This window comes from Dokdonia sp. 4H-3-7-5, from assembly GCF_000212355.1.
GTDB lineage: Bacteria > Bacteroidota > Bacteroidia > Flavobacteriales > Flavobacteriaceae > Dokdonia.
Window position 1 is genome coordinate 3,176,777 of record NC_015496.1, and the last position, 26,170, is coordinate 3,202,946.

General features: G+C 37.7%; 21 protein-coding genes. 12 read left to right on the forward strand and 9 right to left on the reverse strand.

Features of this window, described 5'->3' with window-relative positions:
- Position 1 precedes the first annotated feature (1 nt).
- Positions 2–241 carry a DUF1456 family protein gene (locus KRODI_RS14070; RefSeq protein ID WP_013752290.1) on the reverse strand — a complete coding sequence of 80 codons (240 nt, stop codon included), beginning with the start codon at positions 239–241 and terminating at the stop codon, positions 2–4.
- 251 nt (positions 242–492) lie between these two features.
- Between KRODI_RS14070 and KRODI_RS14075 the strand changes: the two genes are divergently transcribed.
- Positions 493–687, forward strand: coding sequence for a cold-shock protein (locus tag KRODI_RS14075; RefSeq protein ID WP_013752291.1), 195 nt, complete (start codon positions 493–495; stop codon positions 685–687).
- 96 nt (positions 688–783) lie between these two features.
- Complete coding sequence (rluF, locus tag KRODI_RS14080) at positions 784–1,566, forward strand: 23S rRNA pseudouridine(2604) synthase RluF (protein ID WP_013752292.1); 783 nt, start codon at positions 784–786, stop codon at positions 1,564–1,566.
- 99 nt (positions 1,567–1,665) lie between these two features.
- Here rluF and KRODI_RS14085 read toward each other — a convergent pair whose 3' ends face one another.
- The 3 genes from KRODI_RS14085 to KRODI_RS14095 all read right to left on the reverse strand — a co-directional run bounded on the left by KRODI_RS14085 (position 1,666) and on the right by KRODI_RS14095 (position 3,273).
- A complete protein-coding gene (locus KRODI_RS14085) occupies positions 1,666–1,845 on the reverse strand; it encodes a hypothetical protein (protein WP_013752293.1) in 180 nt (59 codons plus the stop codon).
- Between the two features lie 62 nt (positions 1,846–1,907).
- Positions 1,908–2,591, reverse strand: coding sequence for an SIMPL domain-containing protein (locus tag KRODI_RS14090; RefSeq protein ID WP_013752294.1), 684 nt, complete (start codon positions 2,589–2,591; stop codon positions 1,908–1,910).
- A 49-nt stretch (positions 2,592–2,640) separates the two neighbouring features.
- Positions 2,641–3,273 (reverse strand): rhomboid family intramembrane serine protease, encoded by a 633-nt coding sequence (locus KRODI_RS14095; RefSeq protein ID WP_013752295.1) that lies wholly within the window; start codon positions 3,271–3,273, stop codon positions 2,641–2,643.
- 64 nt (positions 3,274–3,337) lie between these two features.
- Here KRODI_RS14095 and KRODI_RS14100 point away from each other — a divergent pair, with 64 nt between their 5' ends.
- The gene (locus KRODI_RS14100) at positions 3,338–4,243 is read left to right on the forward strand and encodes a lysophospholipid acyltransferase family protein (RefSeq protein WP_013752296.1); all 906 of its coding nucleotides are present in this window, start codon (positions 3,338–3,340) and stop codon (positions 4,241–4,243) included.
- Between the two features lie 5 nt (positions 4,244–4,248).
- Here the strand turns inward: KRODI_RS14100 and KRODI_RS14105 are convergent, their stop codons facing one another.
- Positions 4,249–5,754 (reverse strand): aminotransferase class V-fold PLP-dependent enzyme, encoded by a 1,506-nt coding sequence (locus KRODI_RS14105; RefSeq protein ID WP_013752297.1) that lies wholly within the window; start codon positions 5,752–5,754, stop codon positions 4,249–4,251.
- An 89-nt stretch (positions 5,755–5,843) separates the two neighbouring features.
- Positions 5,844–7,232, reverse strand: a complete 1,389-nt coding sequence (gene glmM, locus KRODI_RS14110) for a phosphoglucosamine mutase (RefSeq protein ID WP_013752298.1) — start codon at positions 7,230–7,232, stop codon at positions 5,844–5,846.
- Between the two features lie 208 nt (positions 7,233–7,440).
- On the opposite strand from glmM, the gene KRODI_RS14115 reads away from it, so the two are divergent.
- From KRODI_RS14115 to KRODI_RS14130, 4 genes are all read left to right on the forward strand, one after another.
- Positions 7,441–8,025, forward strand: a complete 585-nt coding sequence (locus KRODI_RS14115; RefSeq protein ID WP_041295726.1) for an acyl carrier protein phosphodiesterase — start codon at positions 7,441–7,443, stop codon at positions 8,023–8,025.
- 33 nt (positions 8,026–8,058) lie between these two features.
- Positions 8,059–9,750: a gamma-glutamyltransferase gene (ggt, locus tag KRODI_RS14120; RefSeq protein WP_013752300.1), complete on the forward strand. Its 1,692-nt coding sequence runs from the start codon at positions 8,059–8,061 to the stop codon at positions 9,748–9,750.
- 159 nt (positions 9,751–9,909) lie between these two features.
- Positions 9,910–10,806, forward strand: coding sequence for a serine hydrolase (locus KRODI_RS14125; protein ID WP_013752301.1), 897 nt, complete (start codon positions 9,910–9,912; stop codon positions 10,804–10,806).
- A 26-nt stretch (positions 10,807–10,832) separates the two neighbouring features.
- Complete coding sequence (locus KRODI_RS14130) at positions 10,833–13,676, forward strand: Npt1/Npt2 family nucleotide transporter (protein WP_013752302.1); 2,844 nt, start codon at positions 10,833–10,835, stop codon at positions 13,674–13,676.
- Between the two features lie 61 nt (positions 13,677–13,737).
- Here KRODI_RS14130 and KRODI_RS14135 read toward each other — a convergent pair whose 3' ends face one another.
- The 3 genes from KRODI_RS14135 to KRODI_RS14145 form a co-directional block, all read right to left on the reverse strand.
- The gene (locus tag KRODI_RS14135) at positions 13,738–14,985 is read right to left on the reverse strand and encodes a serine hydrolase (protein ID WP_013752303.1); all 1,248 of its coding nucleotides are present in this window, start codon (positions 14,983–14,985) and stop codon (positions 13,738–13,740) included.
- Positions 14,985–17,903, reverse strand: coding sequence for a PEP/pyruvate-binding domain-containing protein (locus KRODI_RS14140; protein WP_013752304.1), 2,919 nt, complete (start codon positions 17,901–17,903; stop codon positions 14,985–14,987). Before KRODI_RS14140 ends, KRODI_RS14135 begins: the two co-directional genes overlap by 1 nt.
- A gap of 211 nt (positions 17,904–18,114) precedes the next feature.
- Entirely contained in the window at positions 18,115–19,317 is a 1,203-nt protein-coding gene (locus KRODI_RS14145; RefSeq protein ID WP_013752305.1) for a GAF domain-containing sensor histidine kinase, read from the reverse strand.
- 302 nt (positions 19,318–19,619) lie between these two features.
- On the opposite strand from KRODI_RS14145, the gene KRODI_RS14150 reads away from it, so the two are divergent.
- The 5 genes from KRODI_RS14150 to KRODI_RS14170 all read left to right on the forward strand — a co-directional run bounded on the left by KRODI_RS14150 (position 19,620) and on the right by KRODI_RS14170 (position 26,146).
- Positions 19,620–20,075, forward strand: coding sequence for a MarR family winged helix-turn-helix transcriptional regulator (locus KRODI_RS14150; protein WP_013752306.1), 456 nt, complete (start codon positions 19,620–19,622; stop codon positions 20,073–20,075).
- Positions 20,075–22,483 carry a 3-hydroxyacyl-CoA dehydrogenase/enoyl-CoA hydratase family protein gene (locus KRODI_RS14155; protein WP_013752307.1) on the forward strand — a complete coding sequence of 803 codons (2,409 nt, stop codon included), beginning with the start codon at positions 20,075–20,077 and terminating at the stop codon, positions 22,481–22,483. Before KRODI_RS14150 ends, KRODI_RS14155 begins: the two co-directional genes overlap by 1 nt.
- Positions 22,484–22,560: 77 nt before the next feature.
- Positions 22,561–22,920 (forward strand): four helix bundle protein, encoded by a 360-nt coding sequence (locus tag KRODI_RS14160; protein ID WP_013752308.1) that lies wholly within the window; start codon positions 22,561–22,563, stop codon positions 22,918–22,920.
- A gap of 40 nt (positions 22,921–22,960) precedes the next feature.
- On the forward strand, positions 22,961–24,154 hold the full coding sequence (locus tag KRODI_RS14165) for an acetyl-CoA C-acyltransferase (protein WP_013752309.1): 1,194 nt from the start codon (positions 22,961–22,963) through the stop codon (positions 24,152–24,154).
- A gap of 177 nt (positions 24,155–24,331) precedes the next feature.
- Positions 24,332–26,146, forward strand: coding sequence for an acyl-CoA dehydrogenase family protein (locus KRODI_RS14170; protein ID WP_013752310.1), 1,815 nt, complete (start codon positions 24,332–24,334; stop codon positions 26,144–26,146).
- The last annotated feature ends 24 nt before the right edge of the window (positions 26,147–26,170 follow it).

A 26,170-nucleotide genomic window follows, 5' to 3' on the forward strand; every position in this document is an offset into this window, starting at 1 on the left:
CCTACTTCTTCTTAGGAGGCATCGGTCCACGCTTATGTATCACAAGACCATTTAAGAAATTACGTAAAAACTGATCGCCACACTCCATAAACTTAGGATGGTCAGGATTTCTAAAAATAGCCCCTAGTTCGCTCTTAGATACTTGAAATTCTACGAGCTTACAGATTTCAATGATTTCATCATCACGCAATTGAAGTGCTACTCGTAATTTTTTAAAGATATCGTTGTTTGTAAGAGCCATACTTGTCTGTTTTAAGCGCAAGTTACGAGATTAGACAGACAATCTTTACGGTATAAGAGAACTAAATTAGTTAAATAGCAATTTATAGCACTCAATTTTTTAATGATCAAATGCCTATATAATGGCGATTACAAGGGTTTTAGCTTTCGCGAAAGCGTATAAAAAAACTATTTTAAAACTATTAACTGCAATTAATTGTTTCTGTATTAAATAACTGTAAATTTGCAACTTAACATATTTAAATTATTACAATGCACAAAGGAACAGTAAAATTCTTCAACGACACTAAAGGTTTTGGATTTATCAATGAAGAAGAAGCAAACCAAGAGCACTTCGTACACGTAACAGGACTTATCGACGAGGTAAGAGAAGGTGACGCTGTTGAGTTTGAATTAAAAGAAGGTAAAAAAGGATTAAATGCAGTAAACGTCAGAGTAATTGACTAAGCACATATAACTTTTTAGTTCACTTTTATGAACTTGCAATGCCAGTCTTATGACTGGCATTTTTTTTGTCCAATTATATAGTACTTTTGTAGCTCTATGGAAGAAAGAAAACAAACACGCATAAATAAATATCTAAGTGAAGTGGGCTACTGCTCCCGCCGTGCTGCAGATAAATTGATTGAGCAAGGAAGAGTAACCATAAATGGTAGAATTCCAGAGATGGGAACAAAGATCTCGCAAGGTGACGAGGTTCACGTAAATGGCGAACTTATCTCTGCTCCTACAGAAAAGCCTGTTTATATCGCCTTTAACAAGCCTGTAGGTATCGTTTGCACGACAGATACACGCGTAGAAAAGGATAATATCATTGATTACATTAATTATCCTAGTCGCATATTTCCTATAGGAAGACTAGATAAACCTTCTGAAGGTCTTATCTTTTTAACTAATGACGGAGATATTGTAAATAAAATTTTACGCGCTCGTAACAATCACGAAAAAGAATACGAAGTGTGGGTAGATAGACCTATTACACCTTCTTTTATTCAACAGATGGGGAATGGCGTACCTATACTTGATACTGTAACACGTACCTGTCACGTAGAACAGTTAAGTAGATTTTCTTTTAAAATCATTCTTACTCAAGGACTCAATCGCCAGATACGCCGCATGTGTGAAGCACTTGATTATGAGGTTACACGTTTAAAGCGTAACAGGATTATGAATGTTTCACTAGACGTGGAGGAAGGAAAATGGCGCTATATAACAGAAGAGGAAATGAAAGAAATCTATGTACTTGTAGCAGATTCTGAGAAAACACAGGCAGAAAAAGATGCCGAACCAAAATTTAAAGATTTAAGAAGTTCTAGAAATAGATAATATTTTAAATACGCTTTCGCGAAAGCGTTATTTTAAAATCTAGAAAATAAAAAAGGCAAAGAATATATATTCTTTGCCTTTTTCTATAAAAGCCTTTTACTATTGTTCTTTCTTAGCTCGTAATACCGCTTCATCATTAGCCTCTTTCTTAGCTAAATCTGATTCTTCTCGATGTACACCATTTCCTATGGATATAGGATTAGGATTATCTCTAACGATGCGTGCTTCTATTTCTTTTTCTCGCTCTGACTTATTTTTGTTTTCATTTAACTTTTTCATATACTAAAGATACTGAGCTATTCTAAATGATATGGTTAACACGTCGTTAAGAATAGTTAAGCTTAGTTTAATTTAAAGCTCACCGCTATTTTAGTTGTGATAATAAGCTCACCAGGTGCAATAGTTTCTCCTCCTGAGTTGTCCATTTCCATAGACATCATTCTTGCTTTATACATAGGTGGCTGTGGTGAAGAAGTGCCTTGCTCACTTATTTGTACCGCCTTACCTATAGTCTGTCCGAGCGCTTCTGCATATGCTGTTGCTTTTTCTTTTGCATCCTTTATTGCTGCTATACGAGCGTCTGCCTTTAAAGCATCCATCTTAGACGATGTGAATTGTACATTGTCAATACGATTAATACCAGAATTAAGAAGTCCAGTCATTACACCTTCATACATTTTTAATTCTTTGAGCTGTATAGTGAGCGTTTGGTTTGCGTTATAATTATACATCTTGCTGTTATAATCGTAATTTTTATTAAGATTAATGTATTCTGTTTGTACATACTTATTGTCAATTCCTTGAGAACGTAAAAACTTAATCACCTTGTCTATAGACTGATCATTTTCTGCCTTTACTTGTTGCGCTTCCTTTCCTTGAGTTTCTACACGAACTTTTATCACCACGCCATCTGGAATTACTTTTACAATTCCTTCTCCTGTGACATTTACAAGTGGCTCCATAGTATTAGTTTGTGCAGTTAGACTCATTACCGTAAATAATAATATTGCTGTTAGATATTTCATATTTGTTTGTTTTAGACAATTAAGATAACAAAGTTGATACCATAGTTTCTTAAATCTTTCCCATTTTAAATAAGACAAAGAAAACAAGAATGGGTGCTGCAAGCGCAAGCACAATAGGTAATCTAACTTCTAGGAGCTCTGGAACCGAAATGAGCGCGATTGCATAACCCGCAATAGCACCACCAAAATGGGCATCATGCCCTATATTGTCATTGCGCTTTACCATACCATAAATGGAATAAATCATATATCCTACTCCGAACACCCAACCTGGTAAAAAGTAAATTTCTAGTCCTGGATTAAGTAGAATACCAGCGTACACAACACCCATTACTGCTCCACTAGCTCCTACTGCAGAGTAATGATACTCATCTTTATGTAGAAAATAAGACAGAATATTACCTAAGAGCAAACTGGATAGATATACCAGTAAAAACTTAGGTACACCTATGGTATAGATCACAGCATTTGCAAAGAAATATAACGTGAGCATATTAAATAATAAATGTTGCGTGTTTGCATGTAAAAAGGCAGAAGATACCATACGCACCTGCTCTCCTCTTCGTATAGCACCTATATTAAATTTGTATTTTTCAAACATAGAGTAGTTATTAAAACCACTCATAGAGAATAAAACATTTGCTAAGATAATTGCAATTGTAACTGGATGTAAATCCGCCATAAATACTAAGTTTTACTTGTAAAGATAGCTATATTTGTGCTATCAATTTCTTAACAAAATCTGAATGAAAGTAGTTGTTTTCTGGTTATTCTATCCCCTTTTATGGTTACTCTCTGTACTTCCTTTTAGAGCTTTATACATCGTTTCAGATTGTTGTTACTTTCTTGTTTATCATGTCATAGGTTACCGTAAGAAAACGGTGAGATATAACTTAAGACTTACTTTCCCAAACAAGTCTAATGATGAGCTTAAGACTATTGAAAAAGAGTTTTATAGCCATTTTTGCGATATGTTTCTAGAGATGATCAAGTCTATGAATATTAAGAAAGAAGATCTCTTAGAACGTTACCAGTTTACAAACAAGGAACTCATTACTCAGTATGATAAAGATGGTTTGAGCACTTGCCTGATGATGGGACATTATGCTAGTTATGAGTGGATTTTTGCCCTACAGCTTTCCATGGAAAATCCTGGTTATGCTGTATATAAAAAGATCAAGCATAAACAATTTGATGATCTTATAAGAAAGATACGTGGCCGCTGGAATACCTTTATGATTGACTCAAAAGAAACTGTGCGCTATATACAACGACTAGAGAGTGACAATAAAATAGGTACTTATGGCTTTGTTGCAGATCAAACACCTCGGTATCATAAAGCACATTTCTGGACAGACTTTTTAGGTCATGAAGTACCTTTTTTTACTGGTGTTGAACGTATTGCCAAAGAATTTTCTCTACCCGTGATATATTTTGGGACAGAAAAAATGAGCAGAGGTCATTATAGAGGAACATTTGAGTTACTAACTCCTAATGCTTCAGCAACTGGTGAAGGTGAGGTTACTAACGCTTTCGCGAAAGCGCTAGAAAAACAAATTCTTGCACGTCCAGAATACTACTTATGGACACATAAGCGTTTTAAACTTCTAGGTAAAAAGGAAGAAATACTTTCAAAAATAAAGAAGGCCTAAGTCTCTTAAAACTCAAACCACTGGTCTATCGCTTCGCTTCTACTCTTTGACGTAGCAGCGTCATCCTTGTGTAAATACTCATTTGAGTGCGTCTGATAACGATAATCTTCTGACCATTCTTTATGATTTAATGCAAGTTCTTTAATGGCACTACAAGCATATAAAACCTCTTCGTTAGTGAGTGTAGGATGTATAGACATTCTAATCCAACCTGGTTTGTGAATTAAATTACCAGCGTCGATCTCGCAGGTAAGTGAATTAGATGTTTTTTGATCTACGTTGAGTAAATAATGACCGTAAGTACCTGCACAACTACATCCACCGCGCGTTTGAACTCCAAAACGATCATTAAGCATTTTTACAGCAAGGTTAAAGTGTAAATCACTTATGTAAAATGAGATTACTCCCAACCTGTCTTTGTGATTACTAGCCAAAATATTAATATCCGGTACTTCATTGAGTTCTTTCCAGATAATATCTATAAGCTCGTGCTCACGGCTCACAATATTATCAACGCCCATCTCTTCTTTGAGCTTTATAGACAGAGCTGTACGTATGGTTTGTAAAAAACCTGGTGTACCGCCATCTTCACGTTCTTCTATGTTGTCTATATACTTGTGTTCTCCCCAAGGATTTGTCCAAGAAACAGTACCTCCGCCTGGGTTATCTGGTACGACGTTTTTATATAATCCTTTATTAAAAATCAATACACCTGAAGATCCAGGACCTCCTAAAAATTTGTGTGGCGAAAAGAAAATCGCATCTAATCGTTCTTCGGGATTTGCAGGATGCATATCTATATTAACATAGGGCGCGCTGCAAGCAAAATCTACAAAACACAGTCCGCCATGCGCGTGCATTAATCTTGCTACATCATGATACGGAGTTTGGATACCTGTTACATTGCTACACGCTGTTATAGAAGCAATTTTAAACGGATGATTCTCATATTTAAGAAGTTCGTTTTCAAACATTTCTATACAAAAAAGTCCATCCTCCTTTGCAGGCACTACTACAACCTTAGCTGTAGTTTCTAACCACGTAGTTTGGTTACTATGATGCTCCATATGAGAGATAAAAACAATAGGTTTTATCTCCTCTGGTACGGTTACAAACTTTTTTATATTCTCAGGAACTTTTAATCCTAGTATTCGTTGGAATTTATTGATCATTCCCGTCATTCCGTTACCTCCTACAATGAGAACATCATCTTGATTTGCATGAACATGCTCTTTAATGATATCCTTGGCTTTGTGGTAACTCATGGTCATCGCAGTACCAGAGACAGTAGTCTCCGTATGTGTATTTGCCACATAGGGACCAAAATCACGTGTCATTTTATCTTCTATAGGTCCATACAGTCTCCCAGAGGCTGTCCAATCTGTATATAGTAATCGCTGGGTGCCATAAGGTGAAGTAAAGAATTGATCTACGCCTACAATGTTTTCGCGAAAGCGTGTAAAGTAATTCTCTAGTTTACCGCTAGACTTAATAGGATTTAATGTTTTCATATTCAAAACTTTAGGATGTAAATTTATTAAAAAAGTCTACAAAAAAGGAGCGCCGTGGCGCTCCTTTTTAAATTTGTAAATAAGATATATTACAAGCCTGCAACCTCCTTTATAATAGCAATCATATCATTTGCGATTTGATCTGCATTTTCTTGCGTGCTTGCTTCTGTATAAATACGAATTATAGGCTCTGTATTTGATTTACGTAAATGTACCCAGTGGTTTTCAAAATCTACTTTTACACCGTCTACCGTTGATACATCTTCATTAGCATATTTAGCAGCCATTTTTTCTAGCAAAGCATCTACATCAAGCTCTGGTGTGAGTTGGATTTTTTGCTTACTCATAAAATATGGAGGATAACTAGCTTTAAGTTCGCTCACAGTTATCTTCAGTTTTGCAAGGTGCGTTAAAAATAATGCAGTTCCCACTAGGCTATCACGACCGTAATGCGAAGCTGGATAGATGATTCCACCATTTCCTTCTCCACCTATTACAGCGTGTTGGTCTTTCATAGTTTGCACTACGTTTACCTCTCCTACAGCACTTGCAAAGTATTCTCCGCCATGCTTTCTAGTGATATCACGTAAGGCACGCGAAGAAGATAAATTTGAAACCGTATTTCCTTTAGTCTCTCCTAGTACGTAATCTGCACAAGCAACAAGCGTGTACTCTTCTCCAAACATTTCACCCTTCTCATCTATAAAAGCAAGACGATCTACATCTGGATCTACTACGACACCAAAATCTGCACGCTCATCTACTACCATTTTACAGATGTCACCTAAGTGTTCTTTAAGTGGCTCAGGATTGTGTGGGAATTCACCATTAGGCGTGCAATATAATTTTACTGCCTCCACTCCTAATTCTTCAAGGAGTCTTGGTATTGCGATACCTCCGGTAGAGTTTACACCATCTACTACGACTTTAAATTTGGCAGCCTTAATAGTATCTACATCTACAAGTTCTAGCGCCTTTACTTCTTCTATATGTAAATCGATGTAAGCATCATTTTTTGTGATGGCACCTAGATCATCTACTTCGGCAAAGGTGAAGTCTTCATTTTCTGCATACTTAAGGATCTTCTCTCCCTCTACTCCGTTTAAAAATTCTCCTTTGCTATTTAATAACTTTAAAGCATTCCACTGTTTTGGATTGTGAGAAGCCGTGAGTATGATTCCACCGTCTGCATGTTCCATAGGTACCGCGATTTCTACGGTAGGCGTGGTAGAAAGTCCTAAATCTATAATATGAATCCCCATTCCTATTAAGGTATTCATCACAAGTTCTTGTATCATAGATCCAGAGATACGAGCATCACGCCCTACTACTACTCTATAGGTTTCTTTGTTACGGTCATTCTTGAGCCAGGCCCCATATGCTGCAGCAAATTTAACCGCATCTACTGGTGTTAAGTTATCTCCTGTGCGTCCTCCTATAGTTCCGCGTATTCCTGAAATGGATTTTATTAGTGTCATAAATTATGATATTCTGAGATTAGGTGTTAGTTGATTGATGACGCAAAAGTAAAGAATTGAACTCGATAGCACTTATGACGCAATTCAAATTATGTTTAAGTTTTTTTTGCTTTCGCGAAAGCGTAACTATCGCAACATTGATTTTTTGAGTAATATTTGCCCCATTACCATTGATAATACAACTTGCAACGACTATCTTGTTCTCTATATGAACTTCCTTGCACACATTTACCTTACAGACGGATTACCACAAGAGACCATAGGCAACTTTATGGCAGATGGTATAAAAGGTAAAAAGTACCTCAAATACTCATATGATATCCAGAAAGGGATTTTAATACACCGCTGGATAGATAGTTATACAGACAGTCACCCTATTGTAAAACAAAGCACAAAGCGGCTTCACGAGAAATATGGACACTACTCTGGTGTGATAGTAGATATTCTATACGATCATTTTCTTGCCAAAAACTGGAAGAACTATCACGACACGCCTTTAGACATATACATCGCAGATTTTTATCAATTACTTGAGGATAATCACCATCTGCTCACGAGCCGAATTCAGAAAATGATGATCCCTATGATGAAACAAAACTGGTTACTCAGTTATGCGACTATGGAAGGAATAGGCACAGTGCTCTATAATATGAATATACGCACAAAGCGCCGCGTAGCGATGGATAAGGCTATAGAAGACCTAGCAGAACATTATGAAGCCTTTGAAGATGAGTTTACACGGTTTTTTGAGGAGCTGCAGGCATTTGTTGCATTAAAACTTAAAGAACTATAAGTTTGATATATTTACGTTAGAAAATTCAACTACATGAAAAAACTATTCTTACTGCTCTCCCCACTTTTATTTATCACTTGCAAAACAGAAAGACCCGCTCCTGAGCCCGTACATGGAGTAATTGCACAAAAAGCTATGGTAGTTTCTGCTCGAGAAGAAGCTTCACGCATAGGATCAGAAATTATGGAGCAAGGCGGTAATGTTTTTGACGCCATGATTGCAACAGATATGGCGCTCAACGTGGCTTATCCTTTTGCAGGAAGTCTAGGTGGTGGTGGTTTTCTAGTATATCGTACTAAGGATGGCGAGATAGGCGCGCTGGATTATAGAGAGATGGCTCCCGCAGCCGCTACGCACGATATGTATCTTGATCAAGATGGTAATGTGATTCCTAACTTGAGCACAGAGGGAAGCCTTGCTGTGGGTGTTCCTGGAGGTCTTGCGGGTATGTTTGCCGTTTATGAGAAGTTTGGCTCTTTACCTATGTCCCAGATTTTACAGCCAGTAATAGATCTTGCCCGCAATGGTTATGTGGTTACAGAAAATCAGGCAAAACGATTTGATGCGTTGCGCGAGAAATTTATCGAGCTTAATGGAGATAGTATTTTATATGCAAACGCTTTCGCGAAAATGTCTACCCTCAAAAATGAAGCCCTTGCAAAAACACTAGAGCGCATTGTTGTAAACGGTAAAGATGAATTTTACAAAGGAGAGACTGGACAGAAGTTAGTAAACTATCTACAATCAAAAGGTGGCATCATCACAATGGAAGATCTTGCTACTTACGAAGCAAAATGGCGCACTCCAGTAACTTTTGAATATGATAACCTAAAGATTATATCCATGAGCCCTCCTAGTTCTGGTGGTGTTTGCTTATCTGAAATCATGCAGATGATTGAACCTTACGACATCTCACAATATGGACATAATACAGTAGAAAGCATCCAGCTACTTACCGAAGCCGAGCGTCGTGCCTATGCAGATCGTAGCTTTTATCTAGGTGATCCCGACTTTGTAGAAATTCCGCTAGAAACATTACTCTCTGACGAGTATGCAAAAAATAGAATGGATACTTTTTCTTGGGATACCGCAACAAAATCAAGTGATATGAGCCACGGGAAGTTACCAGGTTATGAAAGTATGGAAACCACACACTACAGTGCGATAGATCAGTACGGTAATGCAATCGCCGTGACAACAACGCTTAACGGTGCTTATGGATCAAAATTATATGTAGGCGAGATAGGTTTCTTTTTAAATAATGAAATGGACGATTTTTCTAGCAAACCTGGAGTGCCTAATATGTTTGGCCTCATAGGTGCCGAAGCTAATAAGATTGAACCAGGGAAGCGCATGCTATCAAGTATGACTCCTACGCTAGTAGAAAAAGATGGGGAGTTCTGGATGACCGTAGGAACTCCTGGAGGCTCTACGATTATAACGTCTGTACTGCAAACGATACTTAACGTACATGAATATGGAATGACTATGCAAGAAGCGGTTAATGCACCACGCTTCCACCACCAGTGGTTGCCAGATGTTGTATTATTTGAACCAAATAGTTTCGATGCTGAAACTATAAAAAGATTACAAGAAAAGGGATATAATACTAATGAAGAGCAATCTCCAGTTATTGGAAAAGTGGACGGTATTTTAGTGCTTCCTGAAGGCACCTTAGAAGGTGGCGCAGATAGACGTGGAGATGATACTGCGGTAGGGTTCTAAATAGCTTGCCGAGTACAACACTCAATTTTATAATAACTTTAAGAATACAGTAAATACTATAGTTGATTATAGAACGTTTTTATCGTTTTAACAGTAAAGGTTGCTATCTTTGGCAGCCTTTTTGTATACTATAAGAAATCTTTAAAAAAACATATATTTATGAAATACATTGCGCTATTTATGTGCTCCTTCCTTGCCTCAATGATGACGGCACAAAATCTTCCACTAGCGGTAAGTGATGTCGCTCCATTAGAGACACATTCTAGTCCTATTCTTCAAGAACTACTTTCTCAAGAAATAGCAAAGAATCCTAAATGGAAGAGCATGGTCAAAGCAAATAAAATGTCTATAGGTATTGTAGATATGAGTAATGTAGATAGAATAGAATATGCAGGATTAAACGATGAGTTTATGATGTATGCAGCGAGTCTACCCAAAATTGCAATTTTACTTGCAGCTATGGACGCTATAGAAAATGGCGAACTCAAAGATTCTAAGGAAGTACGCAAGGATATGCACCTCATGATAAGTAAATCAAATAATGCTGCATCTACACGTATGATTGACCGTGTAGGTTATGAAAAAATAGAACAAGTACTACGTAGCGATCAGCTTAAACTTTATGATGAAGAAGTAGGTGGAGGTTTATGGGTAGGTAAAAGATATGCTGCTGGCGGAAGACGCCACCCAGAACCTATGAAAGGTCTCAGCCATGCTGCTACTGCAAGACAAGTGTGTAGTTTTTATTACCAACTTGCAATGGGAAATCTTATTAACCCAGCACGATCTTTAGAAATGCTTAAAATCATGAAAGATCCTGCATTACACCACAAATTTGTAAATACCCTTGATAAAATTGCTCCAAAAGCTGATATCTATAGAAAGTCAGGGTCATGGAAAAACTGGCACTCAGATTCTGTGTTAGTATGGGGACCTGAGCGTAAATATATTTTGGTTGCTCTTATAGATGATTCTCAAGGAGAGCAGATTGTTAGAGATTTAGTAATTCCTTTAGAAAAAGCAATGAAAAAATCACGAGCTTTAGCATTCAACTAGAGCATCTCACAATCCAAACATAATTAATGATAAAAAGACTTTATAAAAAAGCCTTTGATATAAGAGATGGTGAAATCACCATCTCTTTTTTTATGCAACTGTACATCTTTTTGGTGATTACAGTATTGCTCATTGTTAAGCCTACAGTAAATGCGCTTTTCCTCTCTGCACTAGGTGCAGAAAAATTACCGTACGGGTATCTTATGGTTGCTGTGGTAGCTATTGTTAGTTCGTTTTTTTATAACAAAGCGCTTAAACAGTATTCGTTCAAGAGAGTTGCGACAATCACACTCTCTGCTTTTTGTCTATTTTTCATTATTCTTTCTGTAGCGCTACACTTCAAGTTTCTTAATGTTTGGATACTTTATCTCTATTATGTTCTTATATCGCTTTTTGCAGTTGTAGTTACTTCACAGTTCTGGATACTAGCGAATATGGTGTACAATGCTAGAGAAGCAAAGCGCTTATTTGGTTTTATAGGAGCTGGTGCTATTGCTGGAGGTATTTTTGGAGGATATTTGACAACGCTTATTTCTGCCATGTTCGGGAATAAGGTTTCTATTCTCATAGCAGGTATTCTTATTCTCTCATGTGTGCCCATTTTACACCACATATGGAATTTAAGGCTCCGTACGCTTACCGTTTATTCTAGAAAGAAGGAAGTACATCAAGCAACTTCGCCAGACCGCAATGCGTACCAACTCATATCAAAATCAAAGCATTTACTATACCTCGCGTCTATAATTGGTGTAAGCGTAGTTGTTGCTAAGCTCGTAGATTTTCAATTCAGTGATTTTGCGCATAGAGCATTGCCAGATTCAGATGAGTTAGCTTCGTTTTTGGGTTTTTGGTTCTCATCATTTAATGTCGTTGCACTATTAATTCAGCTGTTTATCACAAACAGAGTGCTCAGTTATCTTGGGGTAACCTCAACCATGCTCATCCTTCCACTAGGGATTGCTTTGGGATCCCTCCTATTTCTTACGGTACCTGAGCTTTGGGTACTTATCATTATCAAAGGATTAGATGGTAGTTTCAAACAATCAATAAACAAAGCAGCTGCCGAGCTATCTATTTTACCCATACCTTATGCTATCAAAAATCAAGCTAAATCATTTATAGATATTGTGGTAGACAGTGTTGCTACGGGTCTCGCAGGATTTTTGCTCATTTTTGTTATAAAAGGAATGGAACTAGACACTAAGTTTGTGACAGTACTCACACTCTTTTTTCTATTTGTTTGGCTCATTTTAATTTACAAATTAAGAGATGCTTATTTTGACTCTTTCAGAACTAACCTGAAGAGCTTACTTCTCAATAAGGAGAGTTCTAAAAAGACATTCCAAGAAGATAGAACAATCTCTACCGCGAGACGTATTTTACAAACTGGTGAAGAACAAGAAATACTAACGCTCCTTACGAGGTTATCTACTACAAAACTCAATCCTCTTAAGTCACATATTGTAAAACTTCTCGATCACCCTTCTAACGCTGTAAAAAAAGCAGCTTTAGAAGAATTATATATTTACAAAGAAGGTACAGCGCTAGCTAAGGTGAAGACACTACTCTCTAACGAAGATGATGCGCTCACACTCGCTGTATTACAATACTTATTGCATCACACCCAATTAGAAGACGACAGCGTTTTTAACGAATACCTCAACCACGCTAATCAAAGAATATCAAAAGCGGCATTACTTTGTCTCGCACAAGATGCGCGCACTAATGATCGTCTTGCAACGCGATTTGACTTAAGAAATCGTATTACCAAAGAAATTGAGAGATTAGGAACTCCCGAAGGATTAGAAAATCAAAAAGAAACATCAGAATTACTGTTAACGATTGCATACTCTGGGATGAAAGAATTTTATTATTTCATTTCTATTCATTTTAGTAATAAGCAACGTTCTGTTGCTAGAAAAGCGATTCAAGCTGCAGGTATCACTACAGATCCATTGTTTGTAGGACATCTATTACAATATCTGGAGGATAAGGACTTACGTAAGACTGCTATAAAAAGTTTAACCCAGTACGGACCAGAAATTACCAAAACCCTGCTTCAGTTAGAAAGTGAGGATGCTTTCAGCCTTGACATAAAAAGAAATCTACCTAAGGTTATTGCAACTTTTAATTCTCAGAATGCAGTGCGCATTTTATATAAATTTCTAGCTAGTAATAATCTTATCGTACGTAAAAATGCCTCAAAATCACTGCTAAAGCTGAGCACACAAAATCCTTCTCTAGTAATTGATAAGCGACGTATAACGAGGTACATCCTAACGGAAAGCAACTATTATCAAAGTACTATAAATGCCCTATCAACTTTTTTAAAACTTGTAAATAACACAAGTATGCTGGAAAGCTCCACAGATAAACAAACAGAAATTTTACTTGCGCGTGAGGCAATTGTTATCATTCTAAGAGAGCAAGTAGATTTAAGTTTGAATAGTATTTTTACCTTACTGAGCATACGCTATAACCAAGATGACATTACAGCCGCTTTTTTAGGATTAAAAAGCGATGATGATAATGCAAAAGTGAACGCCATAGAATTTCTAGACAATCTACTTCACATCAAGCTTAAGAATAAAATTCTACCGCTGCTAGAGTACAACATTATTGAAACAGAAGGAGCAGATACAGCACACTTTGAAATAGAAGATCAGTCAGAATTTCAAACTATTCGTAATTTAATAAGAAACCGAAGCAGGCAAATGAATATCGCCATGCTACATCTTATAGAAATTTTAGAGGATGCGAGATACATTCCCATCACACAATCTTTTACTAAACATAAAAACAAAGGCATAAGCAAGCTAGCAACGAGAGTTCTACAAGGTCTTAAAAGCTCTCAAAAAGCTAACAAATAATATAAAAAATGCCCATTAGATGAGTTCTAATGGGCATTTTTAAAAGTATTAATTATGATGACTAGGATGGATTCACCACCTCATCAATACTACTTGCTAGATACATATGAGCTCCAGCAGAGTTTTTATTAAGAACATTGGTCATTAAGCAAACGATGTACTTCTTTCCATTAGGTTGCTCTACAATGATTACAGAGTTCATATAGTTATATACATTTCCGGCATAATCCTTACATCCTGGGTCTTTACTGCGATCACATTTGTAAAATGATCCAGATTTAAAAAACACAGCGGCATCATCAAGTCTATTAGATTGTGCATAACGTATCCTTCTATCTGTCATATATAGTAATCGCTTCATCTCGAGTGAGCTTTCTTCATCTATAACGTTTCCTTGTTCTAAGGCTACCAGAAACTTCATGAGTCCTTTAGGAGTTCCTATACTTCCACCTTCTCTTCCTACATACTTTCCAGCAGGTCTTGTAAACATCCCTCCTAGTCTCCAGTCATCTTCTGTTATCCCTAGCTCTCTTAGGGGCTGATTCACAACTCGGTTTGCTTGGCTGGTAAGGGAGTCTCTGTCTGTCTCTACAAAGTAATTTTCAGACTCTTCTTCTGTTAAGTCGGCATAATCTCTTCCAAAGGCGTCTAGCAACATCGTTTCTCTATATAATACACTCGCAGCTCCATTATTACTCACAGACACCATATGATCTGCCCACTCATATAATGAGAATTCATCACTTGCCACTACTTGACGTTTTGTAAGCTTATCTTTTTCAATATCATAAATAGGAATCGTATGATGATCACCTGTACCCCAATAACGTGCTTTTACACGCTTATTACACATAAGTCCTGTACGTAGTGCAAAATCATCTGGATAGGTCTCTGCTAGCTCATTAAAAAAACCGTTTAGTACGGCAATTTTACCCACACTTCCTGGCTGGTAACCAGCGTTCTCTCTGTGGGCTGCATATTTCAAATTTTCTGAATCGCTCATATCAAGAACTGCAAGGGAGTAGTTTCCGCCTGGAGTGATTCTTGCAATAGCGCGCGCAAATTCTGGATCTTCAACGAGAAGTGCACCAAGAGAATCTTGCTTTCGCGAAAGCAAATTCAACTTAATATCATTTAATTTTAAATAAGCTCCATTAGGAATACGCTTATTAGTAATGCTATCTTTCTCCATTTTTTGAAGACGATACAATCTTTTGATTCCAGTGCTGTCATATCCATCTATTGGATAAATCATCGTGGCAACAAGCGTGGATAATGCAATAAATGTAAATGTGATAAATGTCTTCATTAGTTTATTGGTGCGTCTAAGGTTATTAAAAAGTCTTCATTAATTACTGGCGATATAGATTCTAAATATTCAGAAGTCTTTGCCGTTTTATTCTCTACAAAAGGTCTAATCTGGAATAACCACAATTTGTCATTCTCAAATCCAAGCTCAACGTCATAGGCTCCTTCATAAGTAGATCCTGTCATTTCTGGAAGGCGCGTTCTTATAGACTGAGCAATTGCACGTATATCATTTATGTTTTTCTCGTTGAGTATTTGCTTATCAAAGGTGGCTATGTTCTTCTTAACACCTCCCGTTGCCGGTAAGCGTATATAATCTGCTTGACGTGCAGGAGAAAGTAACCTGCTGCCTGTTGCTATTACAAGTCTAGTTTCGGCGGCTTGGCCATCTACTGCTCCTCCTGCACCACGGCTAAAGGCGATTGTAAGATCCTCATCTGTCCCTTGATTAATTCCTTTGGTAATCATCACTCCACTATAATCCACATCTACAGATGGTATAATTAAAATGGATGGAAATACATTTTCTGGATTACTCAAATATTGCTGGCGCCACTTAAAGCTACGCTCCGTGTATGGAGAAGCCCAAACGTCTTTAATTCCTTTCAAGATTTTATCTTCATCAAGTATATTAAAGAGGGTCAAGTTCAATCCTGCGCCTGTAAACTCTTCAAGGTCTTCCATATTTGTATCACTACGTAAAAACACGGGTGTTTTACCAATAGGTGATTTAAACACTTTTTGGAAATCTGCTCGCAAGCTATTCACAAATGAGGGTTTCAGTGTCATTAAATTAATCGCATCACGCAACCTCTTCAACTCTTCCAGTTGGAAGGTCTCTATCTCTTTTGACGATGCGCCAGAGGTTTTCATGTCTTCCGCTTTCGCGAAAGCGTTATTTAAAAACTCCCAGTAAGAACCATCATAGCTTGGCATCTTTTGATCCATATGATCTTTAAATATTCCGAAAGGAATCACAAGACCTTCTACCACCTGCTCTGGAAACATCTTTTTGAGCTGACCAAGATTTGCTGCCTTAGGACCTACAAGTTTTCCAGATGCACTTGCATCAAGGTCTCGCATATTTATAATATCCTTTTTATCAAGTTGAATTTTTTCTACAGGTACCGTTACTTGGCTAGTAGAACGTTGTTTCTTTGTAAATAACTCACGTTCCTCATCTGTAATATCATCTTCGCCTTTTATGATAACACTTCCTTTATTTGAAACTGCATAAAACACGTTCTTACCGCTATACTTACTCAAATCCTGAAGGTTTTCTTGAGATAAGGCCGCATTAGGAATACCTAAATTTCTAGCAAGTAATTGCACGTGAGAAACAAGATTACCTTCTGACACAGTCATAATACCAGCAACGGGTTTAAGATCTGATGGCGGTTTTTCAAAAACGTAAATCTTCTCCGTATCTACCTCCACTCCTTCTGGAGATCCTTCTATAACGACAAGCTCACCATAAGCATAACCTGGGTTTAATCCTCGTACAGAAGATTGTCCATCTATATCCATCACCTTGTTTTCAAGTCCTGAATGCTTTGCTATAAAAGCTCCCAACGTACTTACACTCTCTCCTAAGTCAAGAGCAACAGACGAGCGTACACGATCATCTATAAAACCATACGCTTTAGGCTCAAACTGCGCATAAATATCTACAACTTCTTGATAGTTTGCTTTTACCTGAGAGGCGCTCCACTCTACAAGTCCCCTTGATGTGGCAAGAAAATCGTTTAGTTGTGCTACGCTTTTATCGTTATGATAACTATCGGCAATTAGATAAGGCTCTACCGCTGCCCACTCATTCATTTCTATAAGTCCTGTTCCCGTTGCGGCATAACCCAACGTCTGAATCTTATATAGTAAACTCTTGAGCGTCTCTGGTTTCCACTCTTGTGTTTTTATAAGAAGTATATCTTCAAGTTCGTTAGAGAGATCAAGCATAGTAAGCTTATCACTTCCTCTATCTAAAGTTTCTATCTCTTGGCGGATTAAACACAAAATATCTGCAATTTCTGGCACTAATATTTCAGGAGAGGCGTCACGCTCGCTGTTTGTAAGAAAGCTTGTAATACGTTCCGTGAGCTCATTTTTTACAGATACTTGATTTACTTGCGCTTGTAACTCCTTAAAATTAATGGGTGCATAAAAAGCAGCCATTGTTTTTTCTAAAGCATCAAACTGAGATTTTAATTTATCAGAAAGATTGCCTTTATGCTTTGCTCTAAATTCTTGTACCATCTGGATATCACTCACGCTAGGTTTACCATGGATCTTAATACGGGCATCCATAAACTTAGGATAATCTTCGGCAAGGATTTTTGATTCGCTACGCATACGTTGTGCAATGTTACTATCACCATCGTGTGGTATATCTCGCAATGTTTGACGCAGTAAATAGTAATTCTGTCTTAGTCTCGTATCGCTACGCAGTAGCCACTCATAAAAGTCGATACCCCATGCTTCTTCATCTTCAGATTGTACAGCTCCTCTATAAAATTGAGATTTGCGCTGCACCCATCCATCATCTATACTCCCTAAGTAGCGAGCAAGTTGATATTGTTTAATGCGGCTATGGTCGTTTGCCACATCCCAAAAAAGTTCTTTGTCTGTATTTGCAAGAATGTCTGCCACATATAAATGATGCTTTTTACCTAGTGTGATAAGATCATCACTGTAACTAGCATGTTGTACTCCACCACCTATGTCATCTGGACAAGGGTCACGTGCTTCACGCTGTGTACCATCTTTACAAAACCATTCTATCTTTTTGTAAGGACCACGAGCATTTTCTTTAAATGTTTCAATACTCTTTTTTATAGATGCCACAGGAAGGTCCTGCGCATACACTGTACTTGCTATACAAATAGTAAGGCTTGTAAGCAATAACTGGGTAATTTTCAACATGTAGTAATGTTTGATTTGATTGTTTGGACTAATATAGGTTAGTCCAAATTTGATTGACTAGAGATTAACGTAAATCTAAGTGATAATTAACTTAATAATAACGATTACAGCCTACAGCCAGCCTATTTGGTAGCCATATACCTACGATAAAATTTATAGGCTTGAATCACCAATGATATGAAGTGTTACGCTTTCGCGAAAGCGTACTTAGCTATCTCGCTATTGTAAAAACAAACTCTGTAAATTTCCCAAGCTCCGACTTTACTTTTATCGTACCGCCAAGATTATTTACAAGTTTCTGCACAGTAGAAAGTCCGATTCCATGACCGCGTTCTCCATTTTTATCAAGATGTCCTACGGTACTAAATAGCGTAAAAATACTATCTACCTTATCCTCTTCTATACCACGACCATTGTCTCTTATAGAAAATTCAAAATGCTTGGACGTTTGGGTGGCCTTGATATCTATTACCGTATGCTTCTTATCATTATACTTAAGACTGTTCCCTATAAGGTTTAAGAAAATCTGGTCAAGTGCAGACCTATTGCAATGCAACTCTATATTATTTTCTGGGAAATGAACGTCGCACTCATAATTGATATTGAGAAGATCTACAAGATCCTCAAGCATATCATTAAGCATAAACTCATGCACATCATCCTTATCATACGCGGTACTCTCATAATGCGTAAGAATGTTAGTGATATACTTACTCATAGACAGAGATGACTTTTTGAGGTAACTTAAATAGTTTTTACCTTTTTCATCTATCTCGTCATTATATTTTTTCTTTAAAATATCTGATGTCAATATAAGATTTGCTAGTGGCATTTTAAGATCGTGAGATACGGTCCCTGCAAAATCTTGTAGTAAAGAATTATGCTTAGTGAGGTTCTCCTTGGCAGCTCTTAGCTTAGCATTTACAGATCGTAATTCAAAAAGACGTTCTACCTGCTTACCTAAGGTAATGAGTGCTTCTCTTTGTTCCTGATTAAGTTTATTAGGCTTATGATCAATCACACATAATGATCCTACAGCCATCCTGTTCTTAGTGCGCAATGGGATTCCAGCATAGAAAATAACTGGTGAATCACCCTTAGTAAGTGGGTTGTTTACAAACCTCAAATCCTTTGTAGCGTCTGGAATCTCAAAAATCTCGTTAGGTGTTAAAATCGCGTGTGCGCAAAATGAGCTATCTCGTGAGGTTTCACAAGGTGCAAACCCTACTTTAGACTTAAACCACTGTCTGTCTTCATCTACTAGAGTGACGAGGGCTACAGGCGTATTGCATATGTAAGCAGCAAGTTTAGTAATGTAATCAAAGTCTGGTTCTTGAGCTGTATCTAGAAGTTCTAGACCATGCAAAGCTTTCATGCGCTTGAACTCATTTACTGGTGTTGCTGGTGCTATCATACTGGCGATACATTTTAAGAGCCGTTTTAGGGTGTTGAACAATTCGGCTCAAGGGACAAAGATAATGGCTTACTTTTAACGTTATAGCGTTTATACAATATCATTTTGACTGTATTGAATAGCATGAGACGATATAATAACATAGAATTTACAAAATTTTTGCGAACTTGAGGTATATTACAGTCAATGTATTAGCAACTACTCAAATAAAATAAATAGTAGAAATCAATAAAATTCGCGAAAACTACTGTGCGTGCATAGTAAATTATTGTATATTTACAACGATTTCGGAATGAAACCTTATGAATGACAAAACAATAGACTACTGTTTGAGAGCCACTTGGCAAGCAGTTATGAAAATGTATAATGAACAAGCAGCAGAGTTTGATGTAACGATGGCCGTTGGTTTTGCTCTGTTAAGTATAGATCCAGACCAAGGCACACCTTCTACAGCATTAGGCCCACGTATGGGTATGGAAGCTACTTCCCTATCTCGTACACTTAAGACAATGGAAGAAAAAGGCTTGATAGAACGCAAACCTAATCCAGCAGACGGGCGCGGTGTTCTTATACATCTTACTCCATTTGGAAAAGAAAAAAGAGATTTCTCAAAAACAAAAGTAAAGACCTTTAATGGTGCTGTGAGAAATACTATAAGTGAAGAAAAAATCAACAACTTTTATGAAGTTATTGATACCATCAATGATTTGATTCAAAATAGAAAAGTTTTTAACCAAAAAGAAACCTTAGTAAAATAATGGCAAAACGTAGAATAAAGAAAGTAGCCGTCATCGGTAGCGGAATTATGGGAAGCGGTATCGCTTGTCATTTTGCAAATATCGGTGTAGATGTACTCTTACTAGACATCGTACCTAGAGAACTCAATGCTAAAGAGCAAGCAAAAGGTCTTACACTTGAAGATAAAGTAGTTCGTAACCGCATGGTAAACGATGCACTTACTACTGCTTTAAAAAGTAAGCCTTCTCCTATTTACAACCAGTCTTTTGCAAGTAGAATCACCACAGGAAACCTTGAGGATGATATTGCAAAAGTGAAGGATGTAGACTGGATTATCGAAGTAGTTGTAGAAAGACTTGATATTAAAAAGCAAGTTTTTGAAAACTTAGAAAAACACAGAACTCCTGGTACACTTATTACTTCAAACACCTCTGGAATTCCTATCCAGTTCATGTCTGAGGGTCGTAGTGAAGACTTCCAGAAGCACTTCTGTGGGACACACTTCTTTAACCCTGCGCGTTACCTTAAATTATTTGAAATCATCCCTGGACCAAAAACAGACCAGAGCGTACTTGATTTCTTAAACAACTACGGTGAGCAATTTTTAGGAAAAACATCTGTAGTAGCAAAAGATACTCCAGCGTTTATAGGTAACCGTATTGGTATCTTCTCTATCATGTCATTATTCCATACCGTTAAGGAAATGGGAATGACGGTTGAAGAAGTTGATAAGCTTACGGGACCAGTAATAGGCCGTCCTAAGTCAGCTACCTTCCGTACAGTAGATGTTGTTGGTCTTGATACGCTTGTACATGTTGCAAACGGTATTGCAGAGAACTGCCCTAAGGACGAAAGAAAAGAATTATTTGCCTTACCAGGTTTCATCAGCACTATGATGGAAAATAAATGGTTAGGTTCAAAAACTGGTCAAGGATTCTATAAAAAGAATGTTGATGCGACAGGACAGAAAGAAATCCTCACGCTAGACCTAGATACTATGGATTACCGCTCTGCAAAAAGAGCAAAATTTGCAACCTTAGAGCTTACTAAAACTATCGATAATGTATACGATCGTTTTAAAGTGCTTGTAGGTGGTAAAGACAAGGCTGGTGAATTTTACCGCAAGTCTTTTGCTCACTTATTTGCATACGTACAAAATCGTATTCCAGAAATTACAGATGAGCTTTACAAGATAGATGATGCTATGAAGGCTGGTTTCGGCTGGGAGCACGGACCATTCCAAATTTGGGATGCTGTAGGTGTAGAAAAAGGTATCGAACTAATGAAAGCAGAAGGTCTTGAAGTTGCCTCTTGGGTAACAGACATGACTGCTGCTGGAATCGATACTTTCTATTCTGTAAAAGATGGTGCTACGCATGTATATTCCGCTTCCGCGAAAGCGCATGTAAAAAAACCTGGTCAAGATTCATTTATCATTCTTGATAACATTAGAAAACAAACTGAAGTATTCTCAAACTCTGGAGTATCTGTACAAGATCTAGGAGACGGAATCTTAAATGTAGAATTCCGCTCTAAAATGAACTCTATAGGTGGTGATGTTCTTGCAGGATTAAATAAGGCTATTGATATGGCCGAAACAAATTACGACGGACTAGTAATAGGAAATCAAGGGACTAACTTCTCTGTAGGTGCAAATATTGGAATGATTTTCATGTATGCCGTAGAGCAAGAATATGATGAGCTTAACGCTGCTATAAAATATTTCCAAGATACATGTATGCGTTTACGCTACTCTGCTATCCCTACAGTGGTTGCACCTCACGGTATGACACTAGGTGGTGGATGTGAGATGACACTTCACGCAGACCGCGTAGTAGCTGCTGCCGAATCTTATATTGGACTCGTTGAGTTTGGTGTAGGTGTAATTCCAGGTGGTGGTGGATCTAAGGAAATGGCCTTAAGAGCATCAGATAAGTTTGATAAAGGTGATGTACAGTTGAACGTACTACAAGAGCACTTCCTTACTATTGGTATGGCAAAAGTGTCTACCTCTGCTCATGAAGCGTATGACCTTAACATCCTTAAGCACGGCAAAGATATAGTAGTGGTAAACCGTGATCGTCAGATTGCAACAGCTAAAGCTGTAGCACGCCAGATGGCAGATCAAGGATATACACAACCGGTAAAACGTAATGATGTACTTGTATTAGGTAAGCAAGCATTAGGAATGTTCTTAGTAGGAACAGACTCTATGGAAGCTTCTCACTACATCTCAGAGCATGATAAGAAAATCGCAAATAAACTCGCTTATGTAATGGCAGGAGGAGATCTTTCTGAGCCTACACGAGTTTCTGAGCAGTACTTATTAGATCTTGAACGTGAAGCGTTCTTATCACTAGCTACCGAAAGAAAATCACTAGAGCGTATCCAGCATATGTTACAGAAAGGAAAACCGTTGAGAAACTAATTTTTCTGAATACGGATTATAGAGTATAGAATATAGACTTCTTACTCTTGTGAAATGGACAAAAGATTGTAGAGATAATGGCTAGGCATAATTTTAGAAACTTGAAAATTTGGCAATATGGTGTAACCTTTGCTAGTCAGAATTATAAGTTGACTAAAACCTTTCCAAAGTCTGAAATCTATAATCTTACAAGTCAAATGAATAGATGTTCAGTATCTATTCCATCAAATATCGCAGAAGGCTCTGCAAAATCTACTGATAAGCATTTTAAGTCTTACTTAGAAACAAGTCTTGGATCTGCTTATGAATGGGAAACACAATTAGAGATTGCTAAAATCGAAAACTATGTTTCTGAAACTGATTATAAAGAATTAAAAGATAGTATACAGCAATTGCAAAGAATGATAGGAGCATTTATTGATAGACTAAATAATTAAGTCTATACTCTATTCTCCATATTCTATAATCTTAAAAATTATGAAAACAGCATATATAGTAAAAGCATATAGAACAGCCGTTGGGAAAGCTCCCAAAGGTGTCTTCAGATTCAAGCGAGCAGATGAGCTTGCTGCAGAAACCATCCAGTATATGATGAAGGAGCTGCCAGAATTTGATAAAAAACGCATAGATGACGTAATCGTAGGAAATGCAATGCCAGAAGGATCACAAGGTCTTAACATGGCACGTCTTATCTCATTAATGGGACTTGACGTAATTGATGTACCTGGTGTAACCGTAAACCGTTTTTGTTCTTCTGGAATAGAAACTATCGGGATGGCAGTAGCAAAGATTCAAGCAGGAATGGGCGATTGTATTATCGCTGGTGGTGCAGAGTCTATGTCTTCTGTACCTATGACAGGATTTAAACCAGAATTAAACTACGATGCCATTGTAAAAACTGGGCACGAAGATTACTACTGGGGAATGGGTAACACGGCAGAGGCTGTTGCAAATGAATTCAAGGTATCTCGTGAAGATCAAGATGAGTTTGCATACAACTCTCACGTGAAAGCACTCCGTGCACTTGCTGAAGATCGTTTCCAAGATCAGATTGTTCCTATTGATGTGGAGCAAACATATATTGATGCAAATGGTAAGAGAGCAACTAAATCTTACACAGTAAATAAAGACGAAGGACCACGTGCTGGAACTAGTAAAGAGGCGCTTGCAAAGCTTAGAGCAGTATTTGCTGCTGGCGGAAGCGTTACTGCAGGTAACTCTTCACAAATGAGTGATGGTGCTGCCTTTGTAATGGTGATGAGTGAGGAAATGGTTAAGGAATTAAACATCGAGCCTATCGCACGTATGGTAAACTATGCTGCAGCTGGTGTACCACCACGTATTATGGGAATAGGTCCTGTAGCTGCGATTCCTAAGGCATTGAAGCAAGCAGGTCTTAAGCAAAATGATATTGAACTTATCGAGCTTAACGAGGCATTTGCATCACAATCTCTTGCGGTAATTCGCGAGCTAGGTCTTGATCCAAATATCATAAACGTAAACGGTGGAGCTATTGCTTTAGGTCACCCACTAGGATGTACAGGTGGTAAACTTTCGGTACAGTTATTTGACGAGATGCGTAAGCGTGATATGTCAGGTAAATACGGGATGGTAACTATGTGTGTAGGTACTGGACAAGGAGCAGCAGGAATTTACGAATTCCTTAAATAATATGATGGATGAGATCTTCTGTTAAAAGGAGTATCTCATCTATGTAAAGTTCGCTTTCGCGAAAGCGGGAAAAGAAAAATTAAAAAAAGAATAACACAATTTAAACATAGAGATCAGATTTTAGAAGGATGATTACCCCCTATCTAACGTCTAAAATCTCGAATCTAATATCAAATTATGGCAACAGAAGAAACAAAAAAAGATATCCTACGCGGTGGACAATTTATCGTAAAAGAAACAGCTTGTGAAGATGTATTCACAATGGAAGATCTTGACGAAGAGCAAAGAATGATGCGCGATAGTACTAAGGAGTTTGTAGATCGTGATCTATGGGCACACTGGGAGCGCTTTGAAAAGAAAGATTATGCATACACAGAGGAAACAATGCGTACGGCTGGTGAACTTGGTTTACTAGGTGTTGCAGTACCAGAAGAGTATGGAGGATTAGGAATGGGCTTTGTATCTACAATGCTTGTTTGTGATTACATCTCTGGTGCAACTGGATCTTTTAGTACAGCCTTTGGAGCACATACAGGAATTGGTACCATGCCAATTACTTTATACGGTAACGAAGCGCAAAAACAAAAATATGTACCTAAACTTGCTACTGGTGAGTGGTTTGGTGCTTACTGTCTTACAGAGCCAGGTGCTGGATCTGATGCAAACTCAGGAAAAACAAAAGCAGTACTTTCTGAAGATGGAAAATCTTACAAGATTTCTGGACAGAAAATGTGGATTTCAAACGCAGGATTCTGTAACCTTTTTATCGTATTCGCAAGAATAGAAGACGATAAGAACATCACAGGATTTATCGTAGAAAATGATCCTTCTAACGGAATCACACTAGGTGACGAAGAGAAGAAATTAGGTATCCACTCTTCTTCTACACGTCAGGTATTCTTTAACGATACTGTAGTATCTGCAGAGAATATGCTTTCTGAGCGTGGTAACGGATTTAAAATTGCAATGAATGCACTAAACGTAGGTCGTATTAAACTTGCTGCTGCTTGTCTTGATGCACAACGTCGTGTAGTAAACGAAGCAGTAACGTATGCTAAGGAGCGTGTACAGTTTAAAACTCCTATCATAAACTTTGGAGCTATCAAGCAAAAGATTGCTACTATGGCTACAAATGTATATGTAGATGAGTCTGCATCATACAGAGCCGCAAAAAACATAGAGGATCGTATCGCTATGCGTCATGCAGAAGGAAACACACACCAAGAAGCAGAGCTTAAAGGTGTTGAGGAATATGCTATTGAGTGTTCTATTCTTAAAGTTGCCGTGTCTGAAGATGTACAGAATACAACAGATGAAGGTATCCAAGTTTTTGGAGGAATGGGCTTTAGTGCAGATGCTCCTATGGAATCTGCTTGGAGAGATGCTCGTATCGCTCGTATTTATGAAGGTACAAACGAGATTAACCGCATGCTAGCGGTAGGAATGATGGTGAAGAAGGCTATGAAAGGTCATGTAGACTTTATGGGACCTGCTACTGCTGTAGGTGAAGAGCTTATGGGAATTCCTTCTTTTGATACACCAGACTTTTCTGAAACATTATCTGAAGAGAAAGATCTTCTTAAGCGTCTTAAGAAAGTATTCTTAATGGTAGCAGGATCTGCTGCAAAGAAATATGGAACAGAGTTAGAGCAACACCAGCAATTACTAATGGCTGCTGCAGATATCTTGATTGAAATCTATATGTCTGAGAGTGCAATCTTACGTACAGAGAAGAATATCAAGCGTTCTGGTCTTGAGAGCCAGACTACGCAACTTGCAATGACGCAATTATACTTATTTAACGCAGTAGATATTATCCAGACTAAGGCTAAAGAAGCTATCATCTCTTTTGCCGAAGGTGATGAGCAGCGCATGATGCTTATGGGTCTTAAGCGTTTTACAAAGTACACAAACCAGCCTAATGTAATAGGCTTACGTAACCAGATTGCTGCAGATGTTGAGCAACATGGAAAATATCGCTTTGACGCATAATATATCTTAATAAGTCACTAAAAA

What these genes read in the sequence shown, in the direction of transcription:
- KRODI_RS14070 (WP_013752290.1), bottom strand. Translation starts at nt 241, where the DNA reads ATGGCTCTTACAAACAACGATATCTTTAAAAAATTACGAGTAGCACTT.
- KRODI_RS14075 (WP_013752291.1), top strand. Translation starts at nt 493, where the DNA reads ATGCACAAAGGAACAGTAAAATTCTTCAACGACACTAAAGGTTTTGGA.
- rluF (WP_013752292.1), top strand. Translation starts at nt 784, where the DNA reads ATGGAAGAAAGAAAACAAACACGCATAAATAAATATCTAAGTGAAGTG.
- KRODI_RS14085 (WP_013752293.1), bottom strand. Translation starts at nt 1,845, where the DNA reads ATGAAAAAGTTAAATGAAAACAAAAATAAGTCAGAGCGAGAAAAAGAA.
- KRODI_RS14090 (WP_013752294.1), bottom strand. Translation starts at nt 2,591, where the DNA reads ATGAAATATCTAACAGCAATATTATTATTTACGGTAATGAGTCTAACT.
- KRODI_RS14095 (WP_013752295.1), bottom strand. Translation starts at nt 3,273, where the DNA reads ATGGCGGATTTACATCCAGTTACAATTGCAATTATCTTAGCAAATGTT.
- KRODI_RS14100 (WP_013752296.1), top strand. Translation starts at nt 3,338, where the DNA reads ATGAAAGTAGTTGTTTTCTGGTTATTCTATCCCCTTTTATGGTTACTC.
- KRODI_RS14105 (WP_013752297.1), bottom strand. Translation starts at nt 5,754, where the DNA reads ATGAAAACATTAAATCCTATTAAGTCTAGCGGTAAACTAGAGAATTAC.
- glmM (WP_013752298.1), bottom strand. Translation starts at nt 7,232, where the DNA reads ATGACACTAATAAAATCCATTTCAGGAATACGCGGAACTATAGGAGGA.
- KRODI_RS14115 (WP_041295726.1), top strand. Translation starts at nt 7,441, where the DNA reads ATGAACTTCCTTGCACACATTTACCTTACAGACGGATTACCACAAGAG.
- ggt (WP_013752300.1), top strand. Translation starts at nt 8,059, where the DNA reads ATGAAAAAACTATTCTTACTGCTCTCCCCACTTTTATTTATCACTTGC.
- KRODI_RS14125 (WP_013752301.1), top strand. Translation starts at nt 9,910, where the DNA reads ATGAAATACATTGCGCTATTTATGTGCTCCTTCCTTGCCTCAATGATG.
- KRODI_RS14130 (WP_013752302.1), top strand. Translation starts at nt 10,833, where the DNA reads ATGATAAAAAGACTTTATAAAAAAGCCTTTGATATAAGAGATGGTGAA.
- KRODI_RS14135 (WP_013752303.1), bottom strand. Translation starts at nt 14,985, where the DNA reads ATGAAGACATTTATCACATTTACATTTATTGCATTATCCACGCTTGTT.
- KRODI_RS14140 (WP_013752304.1), bottom strand. Translation starts at nt 17,903, where the DNA reads ATGTTGAAAATTACCCAGTTATTGCTTACAAGCCTTACTATTTGTATA.
- KRODI_RS14145 (WP_013752305.1), bottom strand. Translation starts at nt 19,317, where the DNA reads ATGATAGCACCAGCAACACCAGTAAATGAGTTCAAGCGCATGAAAGCT.
- KRODI_RS14150 (WP_013752306.1), top strand. Translation starts at nt 19,620, where the DNA reads ATGAATGACAAAACAATAGACTACTGTTTGAGAGCCACTTGGCAAGCA.
- KRODI_RS14155 (WP_013752307.1), top strand. Translation starts at nt 20,075, where the DNA reads ATGGCAAAACGTAGAATAAAGAAAGTAGCCGTCATCGGTAGCGGAATT.
- KRODI_RS14160 (WP_013752308.1), top strand. Translation starts at nt 22,561, where the DNA reads ATGGCTAGGCATAATTTTAGAAACTTGAAAATTTGGCAATATGGTGTA.
- KRODI_RS14165 (WP_013752309.1), top strand. Translation starts at nt 22,961, where the DNA reads ATGAAAACAGCATATATAGTAAAAGCATATAGAACAGCCGTTGGGAAA.
- KRODI_RS14170 (WP_013752310.1), top strand. Translation starts at nt 24,332, where the DNA reads ATGGCAACAGAAGAAACAAAAAAAGATATCCTACGCGGTGGACAATTT.